This window comes from Bacillus cereus group sp. BfR-BA-01347, from assembly GCF_022663835.1.
GTDB lineage: Bacteria > Bacillota > Bacilli > Bacillales > Bacillaceae_G > Bacillus_A > Bacillus_A thuringiensis_K.
Genome location: NZ_JAKUGG010000003.1, coordinates 104,102 through 126,258, shown reverse-complemented (window position 1 = coordinate 126,258; position 22,157 = coordinate 104,102). Strand labels below are relative to the sequence as shown.

Sequence of the window (22,157 nt, the reverse complement as noted above, 5' to 3'; positions counted from 1 at the left end):
GCTTTATTCCCCTTTCGCTTCTAACTTTTTATAAAGATCGATAAACTCTGCCGCTAATTCTTTTACTGTAATCGCATTCATTAAATGATCTTGTGCGTGAATTAAGAGAACACTAACCGCTGTTTTTTCTCCTCTTGCTTCTGATTGTATGAGCTCTGTTTGGAAATGATGCGCTTCATTGATCGCTTCTTTCGCCTTTACCATCGCTTCATCAGCCTCTGCCATTTTCCCCTGTTTGGCAAATTGAATTGCCTCCATTGCAAAGCTGCGTGCGTTACCACTATTTAAAATCAATTGGAATGGAATTTGTTCTGCTGTAGTCATCATAATTACCGTCCTCTCTATAAGGTTCAACCGATTGAAATACCCCTTCAGTTTGAACATTTCTATTAAATTATTATTTTATGAATGATAGTTTGGTGTTCTTGTAGATGAGTATCATCTTTTTGAACATGATATAAAGGTAATTGTTCTCACAGCTCATGTTGTCTGTGAGAACAATTATTATGTTACATAGGTACAGAGTTGTTATTTCCTTGTGCTGCTGCTTTTTCAGTACGAACGACTGAACGGTCACATAACACAACGAATGGATAATAGATTACCATCGCAATTACAAAGTTGAATAACTGTAGAATTGCACCTGAAAGATGTCCACCTGTTACAAGATAACCACTAATAATTGGTGGTGTTGCCCATGGAATCATCGCAACTGTTTTTGGTACCCAGCCAATAGATATAGCTGTATAAGAAGTAATTACCAAGACAATTGGTGTTATGATAAACGGTAAGAATAAAACTGGATTTAAAATAATTGGTGTACCGAATATTACCGGTTCGTTAATATTGAATGCACCTGGTCCAATTGATAAGCGAGATACACCGCGTAATTGTGCACTTTTTGCTACAAGTAATACAACTACTAAAAACGCTAATGTTGCACCAGAACCACCAAGATATACGAAAGTATCAAAGAATGGTTTTGTAACAATGTTTGGAACATCAAATGCAGATGTGCCAACTTGGAATAACTTCATATTTTTCTCTAATGCCGGTAAGTATAACGGCTCAATAATACCACCAACGATATTTGGACCATGTAAACCGAAGAACCAAAGAAGATGAACAAGGAGTACAATGACAATTGCACTTGGTAATGTCCCTGCTAAACTTTGCAGTGGTGATTGAATCGTATTAAAGATAAATTCATGAACACTTGTACCAGCTAATTTCACTGCTAATTGAATACCTGCAACTACTGTTAAAATAACAAATGCTGGAACTATAGCTGCGAAAGATCTTAAAACTGCTGGTGGTACTCCATCAGGCATTTTAAAAGTAATGTTTCTTTGTACAAAGAAACGGAATACTTCAGTAACAAGGAGTGCCACAATAATTGCTACGAATAGCCCTTGTGCACCTGTCCAAGCTAAGTTCAATCCGCCTTCTTTCGGTGTTGTTGGCGTAAGAATAATTAACGCACCAAATGAAATAATACCTGCTGACAAACCATCAACGCCGTAAGATTTTGCTAAGTTATAACTTGTTGTAAATGCTATGATTAGTGCTAGAATCGCGAAAGAACCAGTCCACATTCCACCGCCAACTTGTTTCCACGTTTCACCAAACAAACCTTTCATGAAATCTTGGAAAGCTTCAGATGGAAAACCATTAATTAGTGATGCCAGTGCACCAACTAAAATAAGTGGCATAACTGCAATAAATCCGTCACGGATCGCAGCTAAGTGACGTTGCGATCCGATTTTACCAGCGACAGGAACGATATATTTCTCCATGAATGCAATAAACTTTTGCATTTCGCTTCCCCCCTAATTATTTTTTTAGTGTTAATGCGTGATCTAAAACTGCTTCTCCATTCATCATGCCGTAGTGCATTGGATTAATAACGTCGATTCCAACATTTTTCTCGTCGGCAAGCGTTTTCATTGAAGAGAGCATGTAACGAACTTGTGGTCCTAGTAATAACACATCTGCTTGGTCGATATTGTTTTTTACTGCATCCCCAGATACAGCCCAAATCTTTCCTTCTAAACCGCGAGCTTTTGCAGCCGCTTCCATTTTTGTAACTAGTAAACTTGTAGACATCCCTGCTGAGCAACATAATAAAATATTCATTTGAAAATCCCCCTTGTGTAGTATAAAAAATTTATGTTTTATTTATTTTTCTTTACGCTATTTATTAATGCAATTAGCGTGCCAACTTTTTAAAAGCACTAAAATCAGTGCTTTTTCGAGCATTTTCTTTGTGTGTTAACGCTTTCAATTAGTGTGTCGTCTAAAAAACACACAGTGTGTTATAAAACAACACGCTTTTAACACATAACTGTATGAAAATAGATTAGTGTTTAGTTGTCTAGTTGTGTTTAAAACAAAAAAACACTAAAAAAATTTTTTTAGCGTGAAAATCTATTAAAAAAACTCCTCTATCTATTGTCCAAGCAAACTCTACTAAATTACATAGAATAGAATAAAATAACACAATTCGAAAGGGGATTCCTATGCCAAAACATAGAAAACAAAGCAAAATAAAGATTTATAGAATAACAAGCTATAAAAAAGACAAGCGTTCTGAATTAGACTCTAACAAATTTAAACTAGAACAGCAGGAGGTAGAAAATAAGCAGGACAAGCAGGACAAACAAGATAATCAAGTACAATCGGAAAATGTAGTCATAGTACCCACAGATTCACACAACTTAGATATATGGGATGAAATTTCTCTAAAGGAAATACAAGCTGGTGAACATACAAATTTATTTGTGGAACAAAGTAATTATCAAAATATTAATTTGTTACAAGTTAGCGATATCCGTTTATATTTGGACAAGCAACTACAATTCAGTTCCGTCGATGAGCAAATTTATCATGAAGCACTTGTACATCCAATTATGTCAAAAGTAATTGATCCAAAACGTGTTCTCATATTAGGCGGTGGCGATGGTCTTGCCCTGCGAGAAGTTTTAAAATATGAAACTGTACTACATGTAGACCTTGTTGACTTAGATGGATCGATGATTGATATGGCTCGTAATGTTCCTGAATTAGTTTCTTTAAACAAAAGTGCATTTTTTGATAATCGTGTAAATACACACGTATGTGATGCAAAAGAATTTTTAAGCTCTCCTTCCTCTTTATACGATGTAATCATTATTGATTTCCCAGACCCAGCGACAGAGTTGTTAAGTACTTTATATACAAGCGAACTTTTTGCTCGTATAGCTACATTCTTAACAGAAGACGGCGCGTTCGTCTGCCAATCTAATTCACCCGCTGATGCACCACTAGTATATTGGAGTATTGGTAAAACAATTGAACATGCGGGATTAACTGTGAAAAGTTATCATACAATCGTTCCTTCTTTCGGAACTGACTGGGGATTTCATATTGCCACTAATTCTGCCTATGTACTCGATCAAATTGAGCAATTATACGTAGTACCAACTCCTCGAACATTGCCTTCTCTTCTTTTTCCTTTATTTCAATTTAAAGAAGAACATCTAGAACAACGTAACCTCGCTCTTTTAAATTCAGAATCAAATCTTATCTTACACCAATGTTACAAAAAGGAAATGGAGTTTTGACGATATCACAGGAAGGAGTGCTACCTTATGAAATATTCTACTTTCGGTAAGCATATAATAGTAGATTTGTGGGGAGTGGATTTTTCCCTATTAGATGATATGTACTTTTTAGAACATCATTTAGTTAACGCTGCTGATCAATCTGGTGCCCACGTTTTAAACGTAAGTACAAAAGAATTTGATCCGCATGGTGTTACTATTTTAGTTTTACTATCAGAAAGCCACCTTTCTATTCACACTTATCCAGAAAAAAACTTTGCAGCCATCGACTGTTATACTTGCGGTACGACCGTTGAACCGCAAATAGCGATTGATTATATCGTAAGTATATTAAAACCAAATGAGATGCATATAAAAAAACTAATTCGTGGTATAGGAGAGATTGTAAATACTGATTAAATACCGCTCTTATTCATTTGTAAAAAGGAGGAGTGTAAATACCATCAGTGGAACGAACATTCCACTGATGGTACAGACACATACATAAAGTGAAACTTTAATTAGTGGGGGTTTTGTTCATCTCCCACTAATTATTAGTTGAACCAATCGGGCCTTTACGGACAGTTAAGCTCCCTCCTAACTTCCTTGCTCCAGCCACATTTTGAGGTGGGAGTTTTACTGCCCGTTAATGCGGGATAAAAAAACCTTGCATACGCAAGGTTCATTCAGTCACTGACATCTTCCTATATAATTCTACAAATTCACTCGCTAATTCCTTCACCGTAATCGCATTCATTAAATGATCTTGCGCATGCACCATCAGAAGGGTAACTTCCGTCTTTTCACCACCAGCTTCTTTCTGTATGAGCTCCGTTTGTACACGGTGCGCCTCTTTTAATTCCTCTAGTGCTTCTTGTAATTTAGCTTCAGCTTCTGTAAACTCCCCACGCTTCGCACAATCAATTGCTTCCATTGAACAACTTCTCGCGTTTCCCCCATGCAAGATTAAATGAAAAGCTTTCGTCTCTATCGTATCCATTGTAGTTCTTTACTCCCCCTTTTCTTCCGCCAGTTTTTGTTTATCCCATATTTTTAAGAACGGTAAATAAATGAAGAATGCTAGCGCAAAGTTAACAAGTTGTAAAATAACACCTGAAATTTTCCCGCCCGATCCTAAATATCCACTAAAAAGAATAGGTGTCGTCCAAGGTACAGCGGCCCCACTTGGACGTGCGACCCATCCCCATTCCATTGCAAAGTAAGAAACAATTGTTAACACAACTGGAACTAATATAAATGGAATTAGTAAAAGTGGGTTCATTACAATCGGCATACCAAAAGTTACCATCTCATTAATATTAAATATACCAGGTGCAATTGACAATCTCCCTAAACTTTTTAATTGTTGACTTCGTGCAAATAGTAACATTCCGACAACTAGAGCAAGCGTTGCACCAGAACCGCCCATATAAATCCATAAATCAAAAAACTGTGCCGTAATCGTATTTGGTACATCTTGCCCAGCTTGAAAAGCCACTCGGTTTTGATCCATTAACGATAACCAAACGGGGCTCATTACACCACCAACAATAGTAGCACCATGAATTCCACACGACCAAAGAACATGAACGAGAATAACTGCTATTATTGCGCCCCAAAGACTAGCACCAAGTACACTAAGTGGCTCCTGTAAAATTTGTCCTACAATATTATGGATACTGCCAAAAGAAGTATTTTCTATAATTAAGCGTAAAATCCAAATAACTGTTACAACAATAAATCCTGGAACAAGTGCCGCAAATGAACGCGTGACAGCTGGTGGAACTGTCTCTGGCATCTTTATAATTATCTTTTTTTGTACAATAAATCGATAAAGTTCAGTAGATATAAGTGCAATAATCATTGCTACAAATAACCCTTGGCTTCCCATTAATACAGCTGGGATAGCGCCTTCTACAAGTACACTCTCTTTTGTACTTGGTATAATATATGCAACTTGGAATGGAGTCGCAAGTAAAAACGTCACAAGCGACAATGCCCCGGATGCTAAAGCATCCACTTTATAATACTCTCCAAGCCTGTAAGCGATTCCAAAAACAGCTATTAAAGCCATTATATTAAAAGTTGCACTAACTGGATAGCCTAAAGCTCTCTGCCAATTCTCCCCAAACAAACCTGCCATAAACTCGTTATATCCCGGTATCGGTAGCGCACTAATAATAAGGAAAAATGATCCAATAATTAAGAACGGCATCGTTAAAATAATTCCATCTCGAATCGCTTGTAAATGCCTCTGCTCTGCAACCTTCCCCGCTATCGGCATCACATACTTCTCTAAAAACCGTATCATCTATCCCACTCTCCTCATGGTTTCATTGACAAAGCTGCTTGCAAGATAGCTTCTCCATTACAAAGTCCGTAATGAACGGATTGAATGACATCAACAGGTATCCCTTTATCCTTACATAATTCTTGCATCTTCGGTAATAAATAACGTACTTGTGGTCCAAGTAAAAGTACATCGGCTTTATCAATATGGCTATTTACTTCAGAACCTGATACAGCCCAAATCTTTACCTCTATTCCTCTTGCCTCTGCTGCTTTCTCCATCTTTGTAACAATCAAACTGGAAGACATTCCCGCTGCACAGCAAAGCAAAATATTCATTCCGCTTCCCTCCCCCTTTTATTAAGCCTAAGTTATGGTGCATCCCTTGCCACCACTAGTTTACAAATATATATGTCTAGATTTCCTGCTGTATGCCGAGCTTAAAAACAAAAATTTCTTGGTTTTCACGCTATTCCATTTATCCGTATTCTCCTAGTAAAGAGGACTCTAACTCGCTATAATGATTCAGTATGAATTTTTTTAATTGATAGGAGGATATATTTATGAAGGCATATCGCTTTCCACTTATTTTATTATCTTCTATCCTAATTGGTGGTTTCATTGGTTATTTCATGGGTGCCGATGCAGTTGCTTTAAAGCCGCTTGGTGATATTTTCTTAAACTTAATGTTTACGATTGTTGTACCTTTAGTGTTCTTTAGCATCGCATCGTCTATTGCTAATATGGATGGATTAAAACGTTTCGGTAAAATTATGTCTAGTATGGCTGGGACTTTCTTATTTACAAGTATTTTAGCTGCTATTTTTATGATTATTGTCGTGAAAGTATTCCCGCCAGCACAAGGTGTTGTACTAGAACTAACACAACCTGACAAAGCCGGCAAAGCTGTTAGTGTTGCAGATCAAATCGTCGGTATTTTAACAGTATCTGACTTCTCTAAGTTACTATCTCGTGAAAATATGTTAGCTCTTATTTTCTTCTCTATCTTAATGGGGATTGCAACTTCAGCAGTTGGCGAAAAAGGAAAGCCATTCGCTACATTCCTACAAGCTGGTGCAGAAATTTCAATGAAAGTTGTATCTTTCATTATGTATTACGCTCCAATCGGACTTGCTGCTTACTTCGCAGCATTAGTTGGTGAATTCGGACCACAACTTCTTGGAACTTACTTCCGAGCAGCAATGGTATACTATCCTGCTTCTCTAATTTATTTCTTTGTATTCTTCACATTCTATGCATACCTTGCAGGTCGCAAGCAAGGTGTACAAGTATTTTGGAAGAACATGGTCTCTCCTACAGTTACATCACTTGCAACTTGTAGTAGTGCCGCAAGTATTCCAGCAAACTTAGAAGCAACAAAGAAAATGGGTATTTCTTCAGACGTTCGTGAAACAGTTGTCCTTCTTGGTTCTACTCTTCATAAAGATGGCTCTGTTTTAGGCGGCGTATTAAAAATCGCTTTCTTATTCGGTATTTTCAACATGGAATTTGAAGGACCGAAAACATTAGCAATCGCACTTGTTGTTTCTTTATTAGTAGGAACAGTAATGGGTGCTATTCCAGGCGGCGGTATGATCGGTGAAATGTTAATCGTATCTCTATACGGTTTCCCGCCAGAAGCATTGCCAATTATTGCAGCAATTAGTACAATTATTGATCCTCCTGCAACGATGTTAAACGTAACAGCAGATAACGCTTGTGCCGTAATGACAGCTCGCCTTGTAGAAGGTAAGAATTGGATCAAAAACAAATTTGCTTAATAGATAGAAAGAGGATGCTCATTTTGAGTATCCTCTTTTTGTCGTTATTTGTTGATAAGTCGATATCCCTTGTCGAAACGTCGATATATTGAAAAAATCGTTGATATATTTGAAGTTATGAACGATATATCCAAAAAATCGTCGATATAATCCATTCCGCCACAAATTTGTTAAAACCTTCACAAATATTCCACACTCATTATCCATTCTCCGTACTATAATCATGTATGGAAAAGGAGTTGGACATAATGACACAAAGCGCACCAGAATTTAAAGTTTTGCAAAGCATTGCATTCCTTGCTGTCGTTTTGCAAAGTTCGTTATTATATACAATGAATCAAGGAAATGTCTTACTTGAGCAATCTCTCATTATGGGCATGCTATTTAATCTTGCAAAATTCTCAGCACCTGCATTCATATTTATCGTTGGATTTCATTTAATTCGTCACTATACAAAGCAATTAGTATACAAAGAATATATTTCTGAAAAAGCCGCACATTTACTCATTCCTTATTTCTTCTGGTCTATTCTTTACTTATTAACAACAAACGATATGATCACATTACAAGGCGGAATAAAAAGTGTATTACTCGGAACAGCCGCACCCCATCTTTGGTACGTAATTATGATGTTCCAAATTCACTTATTGTTCCCTTTGCTGTGCACACTATTTTATTGGTTTCAAAAACGAACAGAAAATAAAAAAGACATATATAAATATATGACCATCTTTGCTTGCCTATATTTCCTCTTAATGTGGTATTCTTCGCACTACATTTTTAATGGAGAGAAATTGACTAGCTCAACCATTTTACATTATACAGATCGTTCCTTCTTCTTCTACTCGTTCTATTTCGTCATGGGAGGAATCGCTGCTGTAGCACTAAAAACGTGGCGGCTATTCGTCATGAAACATATCCCGCTTATCACAATATTATTTTTCATCTTATTTTTATTCATCAATTATGAGTTGTTTAGTTTTTACGGAGCAAACTCTATTCATTTAACTGTTTCTACCTATTTAAAACCATCTATGTTTTTATATATCGTATGCGAAATTATCATACTGTATGTGTTATCTATTATGATAGTACAGCGTCGTGGTTTCTTATATAAAACGTTACGTTTCATTGGAAATTACACGTATGGTGCTTATTTAGCTCATTTATTCTTCTTGCAACTATGCACAAAACTTCTTTCCTTATTCACGCTGCAAGAAAATACTATATTATATAGCCTATTACTATTTGTATTAACGGCCATTACCTCTATTTCAACAATGGTCATTTGTAGTACAATACCATTTCACACTTGGATTACAGGTCCTTCTCCTACAACTAAGATGAAATGGACGAAGGTTGTATTCCGAAAAAATCATAGAAAACTATTCAAACCATATATTTGATATAATAATACGCATATAAAAAAGAAAGCGAGAGACACCTATGATTAATCAAGTTGGACAAATTATGCTATATGTAAATGACCAAGACGAAACAGTACAATTTTGGATAGAAAAAGTAGGATTCCAAATCATTGCGGATGAAAATAACGGAAACGGATTCCGCTGGATTGAAATTGCGCCGGCGAAAGAAGCAGGAACAAGCATCGTCCTTCACGATAAAGCGTTAATTGCGAAGATGCAACCTGAATTAAACTTAGGTACTCCTTCACTTATGTTCTTCTCTAATAACTTAGATCAACTGTATAAAGATCTTTCTGAGAAAAATGTCACAGTTGGACAGATTGTAGATTTACCTACTGGCAGAGCATTTAACTTTGCTGATAATGAAAATAATTACTTTGCAGTAATGGAACGTAAATAAAAAAGAAGCTATCCGAAAAAATCGGATAGCTTCTTTCATTTTAAGAAACTTGTTCTGCATTCGTTTCTCTATGCTGTATATGACTCGTGACCCAAGCAATGCCACCGGCAACAACGAGATAACATAACAATATTAAAATTTGCATTTGTAATTGCGACCAATCTCCTAAAGAGATAACATCTTGTAATCCTCTAAGAGAATGGGACATTGGGAGAAACTGTCCAATTTTGCTAAGAACAGCTATGTTTAATTCTCCTGGGAAAGTACCTCCGCTCGTCGCTAATTGCAGGACAAGAAGCGTTACCGCTAAGAACTTTCCAACAAGACCAAATACTGTGACTAACATAAGAATAAATGTCATGAACGTAAAGGAAATCACAATACTTGATAAAACAAAAAGTGGCACACTTGCGACTTCTAATTTCATAACACCTAGCACAACTACATCTACGAGTAGCGCTTGAATAAGTCCAATTAAATATACCAATCCTAGTTTATTAATAAAATGTACGGTTCCACTTACCTTCATATTTTGTCTGCGGCCAAGCGGTAAAATATTCGATGCCATAATTCCGCCAACATAAAATGCAAGTGATAAGAAATATGGTGCAATGCCTGAACCGTAGTTAGGAACGTCAGAAACTGTTGACTTCACTAACTGAACTGGCTCTGAGAACATCGTATTGCGTGCATCATCATTACGAACATCCGCTATCTTCTCTGCGCCCTCTCCTAATTTCGTAGAAAGTTCTTTCGCACCATCGTCAAGTTTAACAAGTCCGTTCGTTAACTGATTAGCACCATGATTCAGCTCTGTTCCGCCACTCGCAAGTTGATTGACACCTTCTTGTAATGATGTAAATCCATTTCCCCACTTCGTAAATCCATCAGCCAAATTCGATGCACCATCTGCTATCTTTTTCGTTCCAGCAGTAGCTTCATTTAACTTAACTCCGAATGTATTCATACCTTCTTCAATCTTATGTTGACCGTCAGTAAGCTTCTTCGCACCTTGTGTCAATTGTTGTTGGCTATTATTTAAAGTACTTGTTGCTTTAGCTAGTCCATTAGACGTAGCAACAATTTTTTGAAAAGCGGGATCTTGCTGCACTTCTGGATGATTTTTCACGTACTCTTCTAATTGTTGTTTTATACTATTAGCCGCACCATCCGCTTTTACTTGGCCTTCAGCAAGCTTCTCACTTCCGCTCACCCATTCATTTGTACCAGCACTTAATTCACTAACTCCTGATTGTAACGTTTTTTCACCTTGTGCTAATAACTCCATACCACTATGAAGTGATGTCGCTCCTTGACTCAGCTCATTTGCTCCCCCCGTTAAGGCAGATTGACTGGATGCAAGTTTTTCACTTCCTTCTTTCAATTTCGATGTCCCACTACTTAAACGATCAATACCATCCGCAAGCTGATTCGCTCCATTTTTTGCATCGGTCGTTCCTTCATGTAACTTCTCAGCACCATTACTTGCATCACTCAATCCTTGTGCCAAATCTTGAAACTTTGAAAAGACGCCTTCTGTATAAGATTTCGTAATACTGTTTGAGATTTTTGTTTTCATATTTTCAACAGCTGTCGTTCCAATTTGAGCCGCTACAAAGTTTTTCCCTGGATTTACTTTGTACTGCAACGTTGCCGGCTCTGGTTTCTCATCCATAAGTGTACTTACCTTTTTAGAGAAATCTTCCGGAATCGTAACAACCATATAATATTTATCTTCTTTTAACCCTTCATCAGCATTTTTTTCTGATACGAAATGAAAAGCCAATTCCTTATTCTCTTTTAAATTTTTAACAAAATCGTCTCCTGCATGAATTGTTTTTTCATCCATCGCAGCACCCTTATCTAAATTCACAACCGCAACAGGTAATTTATCTAATTTTCCATACGGATCCCAATATCCAGCCAAGAAGAATCCTGAATAAATTAACGGAACGATTAATAAAAAAATTAAAGCGATACGTCCATGTTTATGGTGCCACATCGCTTTCCAATCTTTAAATATAAGTTGAATTCCTTTCATGAAACATACTCCTTCTCCTAATTTAACACCATTAGAATGGTTTAACAGATTTACTATACACGTCACTTTCCATACTGTATAATACATCTTTAATTATCAATTCATTCCTTTTGGTCTATAGAAAGGAGATTCGAAATGGAACTGCTCCAGTTAAAATACTTTCAGACAGTTGCACGACTAGAACATATGACAAAGGCAGCTGAAGAATTGCATATCGCGCAACCTTCACTCAGCAAAACAATTGCTAGACTCGAAAAGGATTTAGGCGTCCCTTTATTTGATCGCCAAGGCCGACAGATTACTTTAAATTCTTTCGGAAAAGTATTTTTAAAACGGGTAGAACGTATTTTTCATGAATTAAGTGAAGGGGAACGAGAAATTAAAGATTTAGCCGAATTACAACAAAGCTCTATTACACTGGCCGTTTCTATTCCGAGAATATTACCAGAACTACTTGGCTCTTTTTTACTAGAACATCCTAACGTTCGATTCCAACAATTTCTTGCATCCACTCCTTCTATGAAACGACAACTAGATAATATAGAAATTGACTTTTGTATCTCCTCTGTACCAATTGAAGGTGAGGAGATTGTTTGGGAACCACTTATTACAGAAGAAATTTTCTTAGTCGTCCCTTCAGACCATCGTTTATCAGGCCGAGAAAATATCCACCTGCATGAAGTAAAAGACGAACCATTTATTAGTATGAACACTGGCTATGGATTTCGGCACTTAACGGATGCATTTTGTAAAGAAGCTGGTTTCACTCCGCATATTGCTTTTGAAGTAGATGAACCGACCGTGATTAGCGACCTCATTAAGCAAGGTCTCGGCATCGCTTTTGTTCCAAGTTTAACTTTATTAAAAAACTCTGCTTTAGCATCAAGCAAATTGCGTATTATTGAACCCACTTGTCAGCGAACTATCGGTTTAAGTTGGTCGAAAAAACGCTACTTATCAAAAACAGCTCAGCAATTTCGTGAATTCGTGATTGATTACTTCTCCAACATTAGGACGTAAGATTATATCAACAAATAAAAGTTGCCACCCTCATATGGTGGCAACTTTTATTGTTCACTCTTTTTTAATTCCATTTCAGCTAAAAGTGGTAGTACATTATCAAAAATATGCGTATTATTATTTTCACCTGTTACATATCCACCGTAATATCTACTAAATACGTTATCATTTCGGAATGTGGCCATATGATCATACAATTCTTTCGCAAACTTTGTATCACCTGTTTGTAGTACGTACAAAATCGTTAATCCGTATGCGGCTGGCGATTCATAATTCACAGTTTGTTTTCCCGTTTCTAAATTGTAACGACCGTATAGCTTTCCATCCTCCTGGAATTTCTTCTTTATAAATTCTAAATAAGCAGCTGATGAAAGACCACCTAAACTTCGATGATATGCAACGTACGATTGGTCAATAAGATTCACTTCTTTATCGTACGTAAATGTACCATCTTCTTTATACTCTTTTGGGAATGCCCAGCCATGCCTTGGATAATCCGCTAAAAACTGAACGACTTCCTGATATTGCTGAGCAGAAACTTTGCCGTACTTCTTCATATAGGAGAATGCACGCGGATTTATGTATGATGTTGTTACAAAATTATTTTGTTTCCCTGCATCTGCATCATAATAATCAACATAATAATTATTTTTTTTATTATAACGAAGTACAGCATCACTTAATTGATCGGCAACGTTTTTATAACGCTCTTCCTTATACATTTCATAAGCACGATATAATTGTTCTATAATACGAAGATCATCTATAAGTGCATTTGTAGCTGACTGCCTCTCTCCCTTTTCAGAGAGTTTCCATAAAACGATATGATTCTTATATACGAAATTATCTTGAATAACCTTTACTTGCTCATCAAATAACGCCTGATCATCTTTATCAAGTGTATATTGTAACCATAATCCCGCCGATTCTGATAAAGCTTCACGTCCCTTAGCTTCACCCGTACCTGCCTTAGTATCTACTAAACGATACGTGGCAAGCGTTCCATTGTCATTCACCATATGTCTTAAAATAAAATTTTCTGTACGGTTTCCTTGTAAAGCTGACCAAAATACAATTCCACCTAAAGCGATTAAGAAGATAACCCCAATCCCTATATATAAACGTTTCCGCAATCTTTTCACCTCCCTAGTAAGGCTAACCTTAATTTTATCAGAACATACATAAATTTAAAAAAGACAATCTATTAGATTGTCTCCCGCATTTCTACCCCTCGCAAACCCCTTTAGAAGGTTTATATAGCGATTGTACAAGTCGATCATATTCACGACGTGTAATCTCTTTATTATATAACTTCAATAATAAATCTCTATGCTCTTTTGAAAATGCCATCTTTTTAATGACTTCAGGATACATAAAACACCCTCTCCATTTCACATAAACTTCTTTTCCGAAAAACAGAACTTATGTTCGCATAAAAGATTATAAAAGATTCCTGTGCAAAAAACAAACAAAATATAAGCAACTACTTATTTCTTTCTATTCAAAATATTACAACATTATATTATCATATTCACTTTTTAAATACATATATATTTTTGGTAGTTTTTTTGAATAAATCTTCCAATTCAATCAGAAAATAATGGCAAAAAAGAAGAGGAGTTTACATATGGATACGGTAACATTAGCAAGAGCATTTTTTGGTTCTTCATTAGCATTCCACATTATCTTTGCAACACTTGGCGTTGGGCTTTCATTGATGATTTTTATAAGCGAAATACTCTATCACTGGAAGAAAGACTCCGACTATGCCATTATGGCGAAAAGATGGACAAAGGCGTTTGCTATTCTTCTCGGTGTAGCAATTCCAACTGGAACAATTGTCGGTGTGCAAATCTCACTTCTTTGGCCTGGTTTTGCCAAAATTGTTGGACAAGTTATTTCTGTTCCCTTCCAAATTGAGATTTTCGCCTTCTTTTTGGAGGCTTTATTCATGTCGATTTACGTATATGCAGCCGATAAACTTCCTCCATTTATGAGATTAATCTCGCTATTTTTCGTCATGCTTGGTGCCACGGCATCCGCCGTTCTTATTACATCAGCAAATACATGGATGAATACACCAGCAGGTTTTTCAATGAATCCAGACGGATCTGTTTTTAACGTTGATCCGTGGAAAGCTTTCTTTAATCCGAGTTTTGGCACAAGTGCATTCCATGTCGTTATTACGGCTTATGCAACTGGTGCGGCTGTCATTGCTTCTATCGCTGGATTTAAATTATTGAAGAAAAATTTAAGTACACGTGAAATTGCTTATCATAAAAAAGGGCTACTATTAGGGCTCGTCGTTACATTTATTACAGGCGCTACGATGTGGCTTTCAGGACATGAATCAGCGATTGCCTTACATAAACACTCACCTGAAAAACTTGCATCTGCTGAAGCTTTATTTGAAACGACATCACACGCACCGTTATCCATTGGCGGAGTTGTGGATCCTAATACACTTGAACTAAACTATGCACTTGAAATTCCAAACATGCTTAGCTTATTAGTGGGACTAGACCCTAGCACTGTCGTAAAAGGTCTAAACGAATTTCCACAAGAAACATGGCCACCATTTTATACACATACTCTTTTCAACTTAATGGTCGGCACTGCTGCGTTTACCTTTGCTGTTGCAGCAATTGCGCTCTTATATTGGTACTTCGTTTACCGAAAAAAAGGAACAGAACTACCGAAGTGGCTACTTTGGGGGACTGCCGCATGCGGACCAATTATGATGCTCGGTATTGAATTCGGATGGATTTTCAGTTGTAGCGGTCGTCAGCCATGGACAATTTATGGTATGCAACGTACAGTCGATGCATCTACACGCGCTGATTTCGTCGGTCCTTTATTTGTTTTGTTCATCATTTTATATATTGGACTCGCTATTTTAACAGTCATTGTTCTACGAACATTCTTTAGAAGACATCCATTAAAGAATGATTTACAACACCAAGGAGGCGATTCTCGTGCATGAGGAAAGTATTGCAATCATCATCTTATGGGCCCTTATTTTCGTATACAGTATATTAGGGTCTATCGATTTTGGAGCTGGTTTTTGGGGCATGGTATACGCAAAACATCCAACGCTCGCTGCCAAACTTGCGAATCGGTACTTATCACCAACTTGGGAAGTAACAAATACGTTTCTTGTTTTCGTCGTTGTCGCATTTCTCGGCTTCTTTCCGAAAGCGGCCTTTACTCTTGCGACAGTAATGTTCGTACCAGTTATGTTAATTTTAGTGCTCATTGCAGTACGTAGTACATTTATGGTATTTGCTTACTCCTTGCCAAAATATCAATACCTTCTTCGGGTTATTTCAGGTATTACCGGTCTATTAATTCCAGCACTATTAATTACCGTTTTACCCGTTACAGAGGGAGCCTATATTACAATGTCTGAAGGAAAAGAAGTACTCCTATATGGAAAACTTCTTTCTAGCCCGGTTATCTACTGTTATATGCTCTTCGGACTAACGTCTGAACTATTTCTCTCCTCTCTCTTTCTTGCTGATTTTTCGAGAGAACAAAGTTCAGAAGATACGTATAGAATTTATAGAAGAAATGCCATCATCCTTGGTCCTGCAACGCTCGTCACGGCAATTATTGCCCTCGTTGTAATGGATCCAGAAACACATTGGCTTATGCAAGGATTAATAAAGCAATTCCCGTGGTTTACAGTTTCTATTGTTTTATTCGTTATCGGATACTCGTCCCTTTGGTGGACAAACAAAAAGTACAATACACTAGGATACCCTCGCATTGCCGTTTTAGCTGTCGTCGCTCAATATGCATTTGCAAGCTATGCTTACGGGGTCGCACATTTACCGTATATTATTTATCCTGACGTAACTGTATTTACAAGCTTTACAACGAAAGAAACGTTCTATGCACTGCTCATTCTATACGCAATTGGAATCGCAATTTTACTACCTGGATTTATTTTCTTCTGGAATTTATTCTTAAAAGATCGTACTTTTTTGAAGGAAAAATAATATAACCTTGGAGTCTGTTCCAAAAAGCATTTTGGGATAGACTCCTTTTGTCATGTTTTGTCGTTAAATCGATATATTTTAATAACCGCTAATATATTTTGAGTTGCGCCGATATATTTCAATAATCGCTGATATATTTTAAGTTGCGCCGATACATCTCCATAATCGCCCATATAAATCTCATTTACTACCTTACTGCCCAATCAATTTATAGACTCCTATCACAATAGTTATTTCACTACTAATGACACTTGTCCTTTAGCTTGAAAAACACATATTCGCTTCATCTCGTTATACGTCTAGTTCTTCTTATTTTTTGCTGAATATACTACCAATATAAACTTGAGACAAGCTACATCTGTTTAAGGGAAAATAGAAAGGTAGGCAAAATATGAGCATTGAAATATGGATTACTATTATTGTATTTTTCTTAACAATGATTGTTATCTTTTGGCGGCCTCGAGGTTTAAATGAGGCGTGGCCAGCGGCAATCGGTGCTGGCATTATCCTAATTACTGGACTTGTGTCAAAACCAGACGTCATAGATATTGTTAGTAAAATAGGAGGAGCCTCCATAACAATATTAGCGACCATAGTTATGGCAGTTATATTAGAAAGCTTCGGCTTCTTCCATTGGTCCGCAGCGAAACTGGCAAATCTAGCGAAAGGTTCTGGCCGCCGTCTATACTGGTATATTCAATTATTATGTTTTCTTATGACTCTTTTATTTAATAACGACGGCAGTATTTTAATTACAACTCCCATTTTAATTCTCCTTCTAAAAAACCTTCAATTAAAACCACACCAACAAATTCCTTATTTATTAAGTGGCGCTTTAATCGCTACTGCGTCTAGTGCACCAATTGGTGTAAGTAATATCGTAAACTTAATTGCATTAAATATCGTTAATATGACTCTTTATATGCATACCGCTATGATGTTTGTACCTGCAACACTAGGCTTATTATTTATGTCATGGCTCATGTATACAGTTTTGAAGAAAAAACTTCCGAAAAAATTACCTGTTTCTTCATATGATATTGAAGAAATTTTCTTCACGAAAAACTTCCATCCACTAAAAGGAAATAATTCTGTTGATACGAAACAAAAACGGACAAGATTCATGTTAAAAGTATTAGGCTTCGTCTTCCTTATGCGCTGCCTTCTATTCGTTGCATCCTTCTTATCCATCCCAATTGAAATCGTTGCGGTACTTGGTTCACTCGTTCTTCTCATTTGGAGATGGTACTACTTACGAACAAATCCTGTCGACATTCTGAAAAAAACACCGTGGCACATTTTAATTTTCGCCTTCTCTATGTACGTCATTATTTACGGACTCCACAACGCAGGATTAACAGCTGCACTTGTACAATGGCTCGAGCCAGTTGTGAATCAGCATCTACTTTATGCTAGCTTTGCGATGGGCGGACTTGTATCCATCCTCTCTAACGTCTTCAATAACCATCCTGCCCTTATGATTGGTACAATCACATTAACAGAAATGGGATTAGATCCAGTCACATTAAAAACAATCTATCTTGCAAACATCATTGGTAGTGACATCGGTTCACTATTACTACCAATTGGTACACTAGCTTCACTCATTTGGATGTATATTCTGAAACAAAACAAAATTAAAGTAAAATGGAAAGACTATTTAAGTGTATCCCTTATCGTTATCCCGCTCACAACAGTCGTCACACTATTCCTCTTATTCTACTGGGTACATCTCTTCTTTGCCCTCTAAACAACAGAAGCCCCATTTTGCTACCGTCTTAGCAAATGGGGCTTCTTCTATAATAAAGTTAGGTACTACAGTGTGATCAATCAAGTAAAGAGGTGTAACGTGTTATTGATATAAATGACTACCAGCTTCTTTAAATTCTTCTGCTTTCTCTTTCATTCCTTTTTCAATTGCTTCTGTCGTTTCTAAATCATTTTCTTTTGCATATTCACGAATATCATGTGAAATTCTCATACTACAAAACTTCGGTCCACACATTGAACAGAAGTGAGCTGTCTTTGCCCCTTCTGCAGGCAACGTTTCATCGTGATATTCCATCGCACGTTCAGGATCTAAAGATAAATTAAATTGATCGCGCCAACGGAATTCGAAGCGTGCTTTTGAAAGTGCATCATCACGCTGATGAGCCGTTTTATGTCCTTTCGCAAGATCAGCCGCATGCGCTGCAATTTTGTACGTAATAACACCCGTGCGTACATCATCTTTGTTTGGCAAACCTAAATGTTCTTTCGGCGTTACATAACAAAGCATCGCCGTTCCAAACCAGCCAATCATCGCAGCTCCAATCGCTGATGTAATATGGTCATAACCTGGTGCAATATCTGTCGTTAACGGCCCAAGTGTGTAAAACGGCGCGCCCTGACAAATATCAAGCTCTTTCTCCATATTCTCTTTAATTAAGTGCATCGGTACATGTCCAGGTCCTTCGATCATAACTTGCACATCATGTTTCCAAGCAATTTTGGTTAATTCACCAAGTGTTTCAAGCTCAGAAAACTGTGCTTCGTCATTTGCATCTGCAATAGACCCTGGACGTAATCCATCTCCAAGAGAGAACGAAACATCGTACTGCTTCATAATTTCACAAATCTCTTCAAAGTGAGTATATAGGAAGTTTTCTTTATGATGGAATAAACACCACTGTGCCATAATCGAACCACCACGTGAAACGATACCTGTCGTACGCTTTGCCGTGATTGGAATGTAACGAAGCAATACACCAGCGTGAATCGTAAAGTAATCAACGCCTTGCTCCGCCTGCTCAATTAACGTATCACGATATACTTCCCACGTTAAATCTTCTGCAATTCCGTTTACTTTTTCCAGCGCTTGATAGATTGGTACAGTTCCAACTGGTACAGGTGCGTTACGAATAATCCACTCACGCGTCGTATGAATATTTTTACCTGTAGATAAATCCATAATCGTATCTGCACCCCAGCGCGTTGCCCACGTCATTTTCTCTACTTCTTCTGCAATCGAAGAAGATACAGCTGAGTTTCCGATATTCGCGTTTACCTTCACATGGAAGTTACGCCCGATGATCATCGGTTCAGCTTCTGGATGATTAATATTCGCCGGTAAAATAGCGCGGCCTTCTGCGATTTCCTTACGAACAAACTCCGGCTCTACCCCTTCACGAATCGCAACGTATTCCATCTCAGACGTAATAATGCCATTACGTGCATAGTGCATTTGCGTAACATTTGCACCTTCCTTTGCTCTAAGCGGCTTACGATCCATTTGCGGGAAAACAGGTGTATGTTTCGAAGCCACTTTCACACCGTCATCCTCTGGTTTCACTTCACGCCCTTCGTATGCTTCTACATCACCACGCCCCATAATCCAAGAGTGGCGCGGCGTTGGAATGCCTTTTTCCAACTCGACCTTATACGCAGGATCTGTATAAGGACCGCTCGTATCATACACACGAATTGGCGGATTTGGAACGCCATTCGTTTCGCTTTGTTCAATCTCACGCATCGGGACTTTCATACCTTCTCGTGGTCCATCCACATATACTTTCTTACTCCCTGGTAAACTCGATTTCAATTCAATTTGCTCAGCTGAAACAGATTGTTTCATAAACTTTATTGCCCCCCTGTTCGTGACAAGGACGAGATATGGCCAGCGCATGCCAAAATAAAAAGAGCCAGGTCCATAGAAAAATAAGGACCTGGCTCATAAAGACATCATTATGTAAAGCCGTTAACTTCCCTACGCTGGTACGAGCCAGATCAGGTCCAAAGGGTTAAGAAGTTCACGCGCTTCTCTCTCAGCCTACGCATACGTTAGGCACCCCTAGTTTATCACTGATTTAATTTTCAATACTTTCCCATCATACACCATAATCTGAAAAATTCAAAGTTTATTTCTTTTATTGTTTATGGAATCATCCACGTTAAATAATACGCCTGCACATACGTCATAATACCAACAATAATTACGAAGAATAAACTATGCTTTACTGTAAAACGGAACAAATCCGATTCTTTTCCAGCAAGTCCAACTGCCGCACAAGCAATTGCAATCGATTGCGGAGAAATCATTTTTCCTGTTACACCGCCCGTTGTATTTGCTGCAACGAGAAGCACTTCAGATACACCGACTTGCTGCGCTGTAATGGCTTGTAAATTCGAGAACAGTGCATTCGCAGACGTATCAGACCCTGTTAGGAATACGCCAATCCAGCCTAAGAATGGTGAGAAGAACGGGAATAGTCCGCCAGTTCCGGCTAATGCTAACGCTAACGTAGAAGATAGACCAGAATAGTTTGCGATAAATGCAAACCCTAGTACGAATCCGATAGATAGAATTGGCATTTTTAATTCGCTTAACGTTTCTTTAAATGTCACTACTGCATCTTTTACATTCATTTTCAAAATAAACATGGAAATGATACAAGCAATTAAAATCGCTGTTCCAGTTGCCGATAATACATCAAACTTTAGAATTGCCTCGTAAGGCGTTGGTTTATTTACAATGGGCTCTGCTTTCATTACTAAATTATGTAGACCTGGAATTTCAAACTTAAATACAAGACTTTCTAAAGCCCCTCCTGGAGCGAATAATGCCTTAAAGAAACTTTGGCTCCAAATGACTACCATAACCGTTAATACGATAAATGGAGACCATGCCTTCACCACTTTTCCAAACGTTAATTTCGGCATCGATGCTGCTGTCGTTGCTGCTACTTCACTATTTGCTTGCCCGGATTGATAAGTTTCTTTCGGCTGCCAAACTTTTAAGAACAGCGCTAAACTAATTAAACTTACAAGTGCCGATGTAATATCCGGAAGTTCCGGCCCTAAAAATGTCGCTGTAATGAACTGCGTAATCGCAAATGAACTACCCGCTACAAGTAACGCAGGCCACGTTTGTCTTATACCTTTAAATCCATCCATTAAAAATACGATAAAGAATGGAACAAATAATGATAGGAACGGTAATTGATGCCCAGCCATTTGTCCAATTTTATGTGGATCAATACCTGTTACTTGTCCAGCAACTGTAATCGGAATTCCCATCGCTCCGAACGCCACTGGTGCAGTATTTGCAATCAAACAAAGACCTGCTGCGTATAAAGGATTTAACCCAAGACCCGCAAGAAGCGCTGCTGTAATCGCTACTGGTGCCCCAAATCCTGCCGCTCCTTCTAAAAATGCTCCAAATGAAAATCCAATTAAAATAACGAGTAGACGATGATCGTTCGTAATCGATAATACCGATGCACGAATCACATCAAATTGACCTGTTTTTACAGAAATTTTATATAAAAATACGGACATAATGATAATCCAAGCAATTGGCCATAACCCGTACAAAAAACCGTACCCGGTTGCTGCCATTGCCATCTTGAACGGCATTTTATAAGCGAATAACGCTACTAAAACTGTAAGTACAACTGTAATAAATCCTGCTACATACCCCTTCATGCGGAAAACTGCTAAAGCTAAGAAAAAAAAGATAATCGGAATAAGTGCGACCGCTGCCGAAATCCAAATGTTTCCGAATGGATCATAAACTTGTGTCCATGTGTTCATTGTTCTCTCCCCCTAAAGAATCCCCTTTTAAATAGAATAACCTCAT

21 protein-coding genes and 1 riboswitch are annotated in these 22,157 nt (G+C 37.6%); of the genes, 9 read left to right on the top strand and 12 right to left on the bottom strand.

What is annotated here, in order from left to right; genetic code table 11:
* Window positions 1-3: 3 nt before the first annotated feature.
* The 3 genes from MR143_RS06660 to MR143_RS06650 all read right to left on the bottom strand — a co-directional run bounded on the left by MR143_RS06660 (window position 4) and on the right by MR143_RS06650 (window position 2,136).
* Window positions 4-327, bottom strand: a complete 324-nt coding sequence (locus MR143_RS06660) for a PTS lactose/cellobiose transporter subunit IIA (protein ID WP_000989046.1) — start codon at window positions 325-327, stop codon at window positions 4-6.
* 182 nt (window positions 328-509) lie between these two features.
* On the bottom strand, window positions 510-1,817 hold the full coding sequence (gene celB, locus MR143_RS06655; protein WP_242280648.1) for a PTS cellobiose transporter subunit IIC: 1,308 nt from the start codon (window positions 1,815-1,817) through the stop codon (window positions 510-512).
* A 16-nt stretch (window positions 1,818-1,833) separates the two neighbouring features.
* Window positions 1,834-2,136 (bottom strand): PTS sugar transporter subunit IIB, encoded by a 303-nt coding sequence (locus tag MR143_RS06650; protein WP_001023563.1) that lies wholly within the window; start codon window positions 2,134-2,136, stop codon window positions 1,834-1,836.
* Window positions 2,137-2,519: 383 nt separating this feature from the next.
* On the opposite strand from MR143_RS06650, the gene MR143_RS06645 reads away from it, so the two are divergent.
* On the top strand, window positions 2,520-3,602 hold the full coding sequence (locus MR143_RS06645) for a polyamine aminopropyltransferase (protein ID WP_074593727.1): 1,083 nt from the start codon (window positions 2,520-2,522) through the stop codon (window positions 3,600-3,602).
* A 27-nt stretch (window positions 3,603-3,629) separates the two neighbouring features.
* Window positions 3,630-4,001 carry an adenosylmethionine decarboxylase gene (gene speD, locus MR143_RS06640; protein ID WP_089148627.1) on the top strand — a complete coding sequence of 124 codons (372 nt, stop codon included), beginning with the start codon at window positions 3,630-3,632 and terminating at the stop codon, window positions 3,999-4,001.
* A gap of 262 nt (window positions 4,002-4,263) precedes the next feature.
* Here speD and MR143_RS06635 read toward each other — a convergent pair whose 3' ends face one another.
* From MR143_RS06635 to MR143_RS06625, 3 genes are read right to left on the bottom strand one after another with little or no spacing between them, the layout of a single operon-like run.
* Window positions 4,264-4,581, bottom strand: a complete 318-nt coding sequence (locus MR143_RS06635; protein ID WP_000379647.1) for a PTS sugar transporter subunit IIA — start codon at window positions 4,579-4,581, stop codon at window positions 4,264-4,266.
* A 9-nt stretch (window positions 4,582-4,590) separates the two neighbouring features.
* Complete coding sequence (gene celB / locus MR143_RS06630; RefSeq protein WP_000617768.1) at window positions 4,591-5,892, bottom strand: PTS cellobiose transporter subunit IIC; 1,302 nt, start codon at window positions 5,890-5,892, stop codon at window positions 4,591-4,593.
* A gap of 14 nt (window positions 5,893-5,906) precedes the next feature.
* On the bottom strand, window positions 5,907-6,209 hold the full coding sequence (locus MR143_RS06625; protein WP_061884760.1) for a PTS sugar transporter subunit IIB: 303 nt from the start codon (window positions 6,207-6,209) through the stop codon (window positions 5,907-5,909).
* Window positions 6,210-6,433: 224 nt separating this feature from the next.
* On the opposite strand from MR143_RS06625, the gene MR143_RS06620 reads away from it, so the two are divergent.
* The 3 genes from MR143_RS06620 (at window position 6,434) to MR143_RS06610 (ending at window position 9,478) form a co-directional block, all read left to right on the top strand.
* Window positions 6,434-7,651 (top strand): dicarboxylate/amino acid:cation symporter, encoded by a 1,218-nt coding sequence (locus tag MR143_RS06620; protein WP_000649376.1) that lies wholly within the window; start codon window positions 6,434-6,436, stop codon window positions 7,649-7,651.
* Between the two features lie 248 nt (window positions 7,652-7,899).
* On the top strand, window positions 7,900-9,057 hold the full coding sequence (locus MR143_RS06615) for an acyltransferase (RefSeq protein WP_000194298.1): 1,158 nt from the start codon (window positions 7,900-7,902) through the stop codon (window positions 9,055-9,057).
* A 40-nt stretch (window positions 9,058-9,097) separates the two neighbouring features.
* The gene (locus MR143_RS06610; protein ID WP_000610153.1) at window positions 9,098-9,478 is read left to right on the top strand and encodes a VOC family protein; all 381 of its coding nucleotides are present in this window, start codon (window positions 9,098-9,100) and stop codon (window positions 9,476-9,478) included.
* Between the two features lie 40 nt (window positions 9,479-9,518).
* Here the strand turns inward: MR143_RS06610 and MR143_RS06605 are convergent, their stop codons facing one another.
* A complete protein-coding gene (locus tag MR143_RS06605; protein WP_074593724.1) occupies window positions 9,519-11,519 on the bottom strand; it encodes a YhgE/Pip domain-containing protein in 2,001 nt (666 codons plus the stop codon).
* A 135-nt stretch (window positions 11,520-11,654) separates the two neighbouring features.
* Here MR143_RS06605 and MR143_RS06600 point away from each other — a divergent pair, with 135 nt between their 5' ends.
* Window positions 11,655-12,539, top strand: a complete 885-nt coding sequence (locus tag MR143_RS06600) for a LysR family transcriptional regulator (protein WP_061884763.1) — start codon at window positions 11,655-11,657, stop codon at window positions 12,537-12,539.
* 47 nt (window positions 12,540-12,586) lie between these two features.
* Here the strand turns inward: MR143_RS06600 and MR143_RS06595 are convergent, their stop codons facing one another.
* Together MR143_RS06595 and MR143_RS06590 are read right to left on the bottom strand one after the other, a co-directional pair.
* Window positions 12,587-13,672, bottom strand: a complete 1,086-nt coding sequence (locus tag MR143_RS06595; RefSeq protein ID WP_001231670.1) for a hypothetical protein — start codon at window positions 13,670-13,672, stop codon at window positions 12,587-12,589.
* Window positions 13,673-13,763: 91 nt separating this feature from the next.
* On the bottom strand, window positions 13,764-13,913 hold the full coding sequence (locus MR143_RS06590; protein WP_000283182.1) for a hypothetical protein: 150 nt from the start codon (window positions 13,911-13,913) through the stop codon (window positions 13,764-13,766).
* 253 nt (window positions 13,914-14,166) lie between these two features.
* Between MR143_RS06590 and cydA the strand changes: the two genes are divergently transcribed.
* Together cydA and MR143_RS06580 are read left to right on the top strand one after the other, a co-directional pair.
* Window positions 14,167-15,522, top strand: coding sequence for a cytochrome ubiquinol oxidase subunit I (gene cydA / locus MR143_RS06585; protein WP_046946617.1), 1,356 nt, complete (start codon window positions 14,167-14,169; stop codon window positions 15,520-15,522).
* Entirely contained in the window at window positions 15,515-16,540 is a 1,026-nt protein-coding gene (locus MR143_RS06580; protein WP_000544169.1) for a cytochrome d ubiquinol oxidase subunit II, read from the top strand. Before cydA ends, MR143_RS06580 begins: the two co-directional genes overlap by 8 nt.
* A gap of 50 nt (window positions 16,541-16,590) precedes the next feature.
* Here MR143_RS06580 and MR143_RS06575 read toward each other — a convergent pair whose 3' ends face one another.
* Window positions 16,591-16,743 carry a hypothetical protein gene (locus MR143_RS06575; RefSeq protein WP_163050879.1) on the bottom strand — a complete coding sequence of 51 codons (153 nt, stop codon included), beginning with the start codon at window positions 16,741-16,743 and terminating at the stop codon, window positions 16,591-16,593.
* Between the two features lie 188 nt (window positions 16,744-16,931).
* On the opposite strand from MR143_RS06575, the gene MR143_RS06570 reads away from it, so the two are divergent.
* Window positions 16,932-18,290 carry an arsenic transporter gene (locus MR143_RS06570; protein WP_046946616.1) on the top strand — a complete coding sequence of 453 codons (1,359 nt, stop codon included), beginning with the start codon at window positions 16,932-16,934 and terminating at the stop codon, window positions 18,288-18,290.
* Window positions 18,291-18,392: 102 nt separating this feature from the next.
* Here MR143_RS06570 and thiC read toward each other — a convergent pair whose 3' ends face one another.
* Both thiC and lldP read right to left on the bottom strand, forming a co-directional pair.
* The gene (gene thiC, locus MR143_RS06565; protein ID WP_061884764.1) at window positions 18,393-20,153 is read right to left on the bottom strand and encodes a phosphomethylpyrimidine synthase ThiC; all 1,761 of its coding nucleotides are present in this window, start codon (window positions 20,151-20,153) and stop codon (window positions 18,393-18,395) included.
* 112 nt (window positions 20,154-20,265) lie between these two features.
* Window positions 20,266-20,381, bottom strand: a riboswitch (TPP riboswitch).
* A gap of 71 nt (window positions 20,382-20,452) precedes the next feature.
* Window positions 20,453-22,111, bottom strand: a complete 1,659-nt coding sequence (gene lldP, locus MR143_RS06560) for an L-lactate permease (RefSeq protein WP_001099332.1) — start codon at window positions 22,109-22,111, stop codon at window positions 20,453-20,455.
* Between the last annotated feature and the right edge of the window lie 46 nt (window positions 22,112-22,157).

What these genes read in the sequence shown, in the direction of transcription:
- celB (WP_000617768.1), bottom strand. Translation starts at nt 5,892, where the DNA reads ATGATACGGTTTTTAGAGAAGTATGTGATGCCGATAGCGGGGAAGGTT.
- MR143_RS06660 (WP_000989046.1), bottom strand. Translation starts at nt 327, where the DNA reads ATGATGACTACAGCAGAACAAATTCCATTCCAATTGATTTTAAATAGT.
- MR143_RS06615 (WP_000194298.1), top strand. Translation starts at nt 7,900, where the DNA reads ATGACACAAAGCGCACCAGAATTTAAAGTTTTGCAAAGCATTGCATTC.
- MR143_RS06625 (WP_061884760.1), bottom strand. Translation starts at nt 6,209, where the DNA reads ATGAATATTTTGCTTTGCTGTGCAGCGGGAATGTCTTCCAGTTTGATT.
- MR143_RS06610 (WP_000610153.1), top strand. Translation starts at nt 9,098, where the DNA reads ATGATTAATCAAGTTGGACAAATTATGCTATATGTAAATGACCAAGAC.
- MR143_RS06650 (WP_001023563.1), bottom strand. Translation starts at nt 2,136, where the DNA reads ATGAATATTTTATTATGTTGCTCAGCAGGGATGTCTACAAGTTTACTA.
- thiC (WP_061884764.1), bottom strand. Translation starts at nt 20,153, where the DNA reads ATGAAACAATCTGTTTCAGCTGAGCAAATTGAATTGAAATCGAGTTTA.
- MR143_RS06635 (WP_000379647.1), bottom strand. Translation starts at nt 4,581, where the DNA reads ATGGATACGATAGAGACGAAAGCTTTTCATTTAATCTTGCATGGGGGA.
- celB (WP_242280648.1), bottom strand. Translation starts at nt 1,817, where the DNA reads ATGCAAAAGTTTATTGCATTCATGGAGAAATATATCGTTCCTGTCGCT.
- MR143_RS06645 (WP_074593727.1), top strand. Translation starts at nt 2,520, where the DNA reads ATGCCAAAACATAGAAAACAAAGCAAAATAAAGATTTATAGAATAACA.
- MR143_RS06590 (WP_000283182.1), bottom strand. Translation starts at nt 13,913, where the DNA reads ATGTATCCTGAAGTCATTAAAAAGATGGCATTTTCAAAAGAGCATAGA.
- MR143_RS06605 (WP_074593724.1), bottom strand. Translation starts at nt 11,519, where the DNA reads ATGAAAGGAATTCAACTTATATTTAAAGATTGGAAAGCGATGTGGCAC.
- MR143_RS06570 (WP_046946616.1), top strand. Translation starts at nt 16,932, where the DNA reads ATGAGCATTGAAATATGGATTACTATTATTGTATTTTTCTTAACAATG.
- speD (WP_089148627.1), top strand. Translation starts at nt 3,630, where the DNA reads ATGAAATATTCTACTTTCGGTAAGCATATAATAGTAGATTTGTGGGGA.
- MR143_RS06600 (WP_061884763.1), top strand. Translation starts at nt 11,655, where the DNA reads ATGGAACTGCTCCAGTTAAAATACTTTCAGACAGTTGCACGACTAGAA.
- lldP (WP_001099332.1), bottom strand. Translation starts at nt 22,111, where the DNA reads ATGAACACATGGACACAAGTTTATGATCCATTCGGAAACATTTGGATT.
- MR143_RS06620 (WP_000649376.1), top strand. Translation starts at nt 6,434, where the DNA reads ATGAAGGCATATCGCTTTCCACTTATTTTATTATCTTCTATCCTAATT.
- cydA (WP_046946617.1), top strand. Translation starts at nt 14,167, where the DNA reads ATGGATACGGTAACATTAGCAAGAGCATTTTTTGGTTCTTCATTAGCA.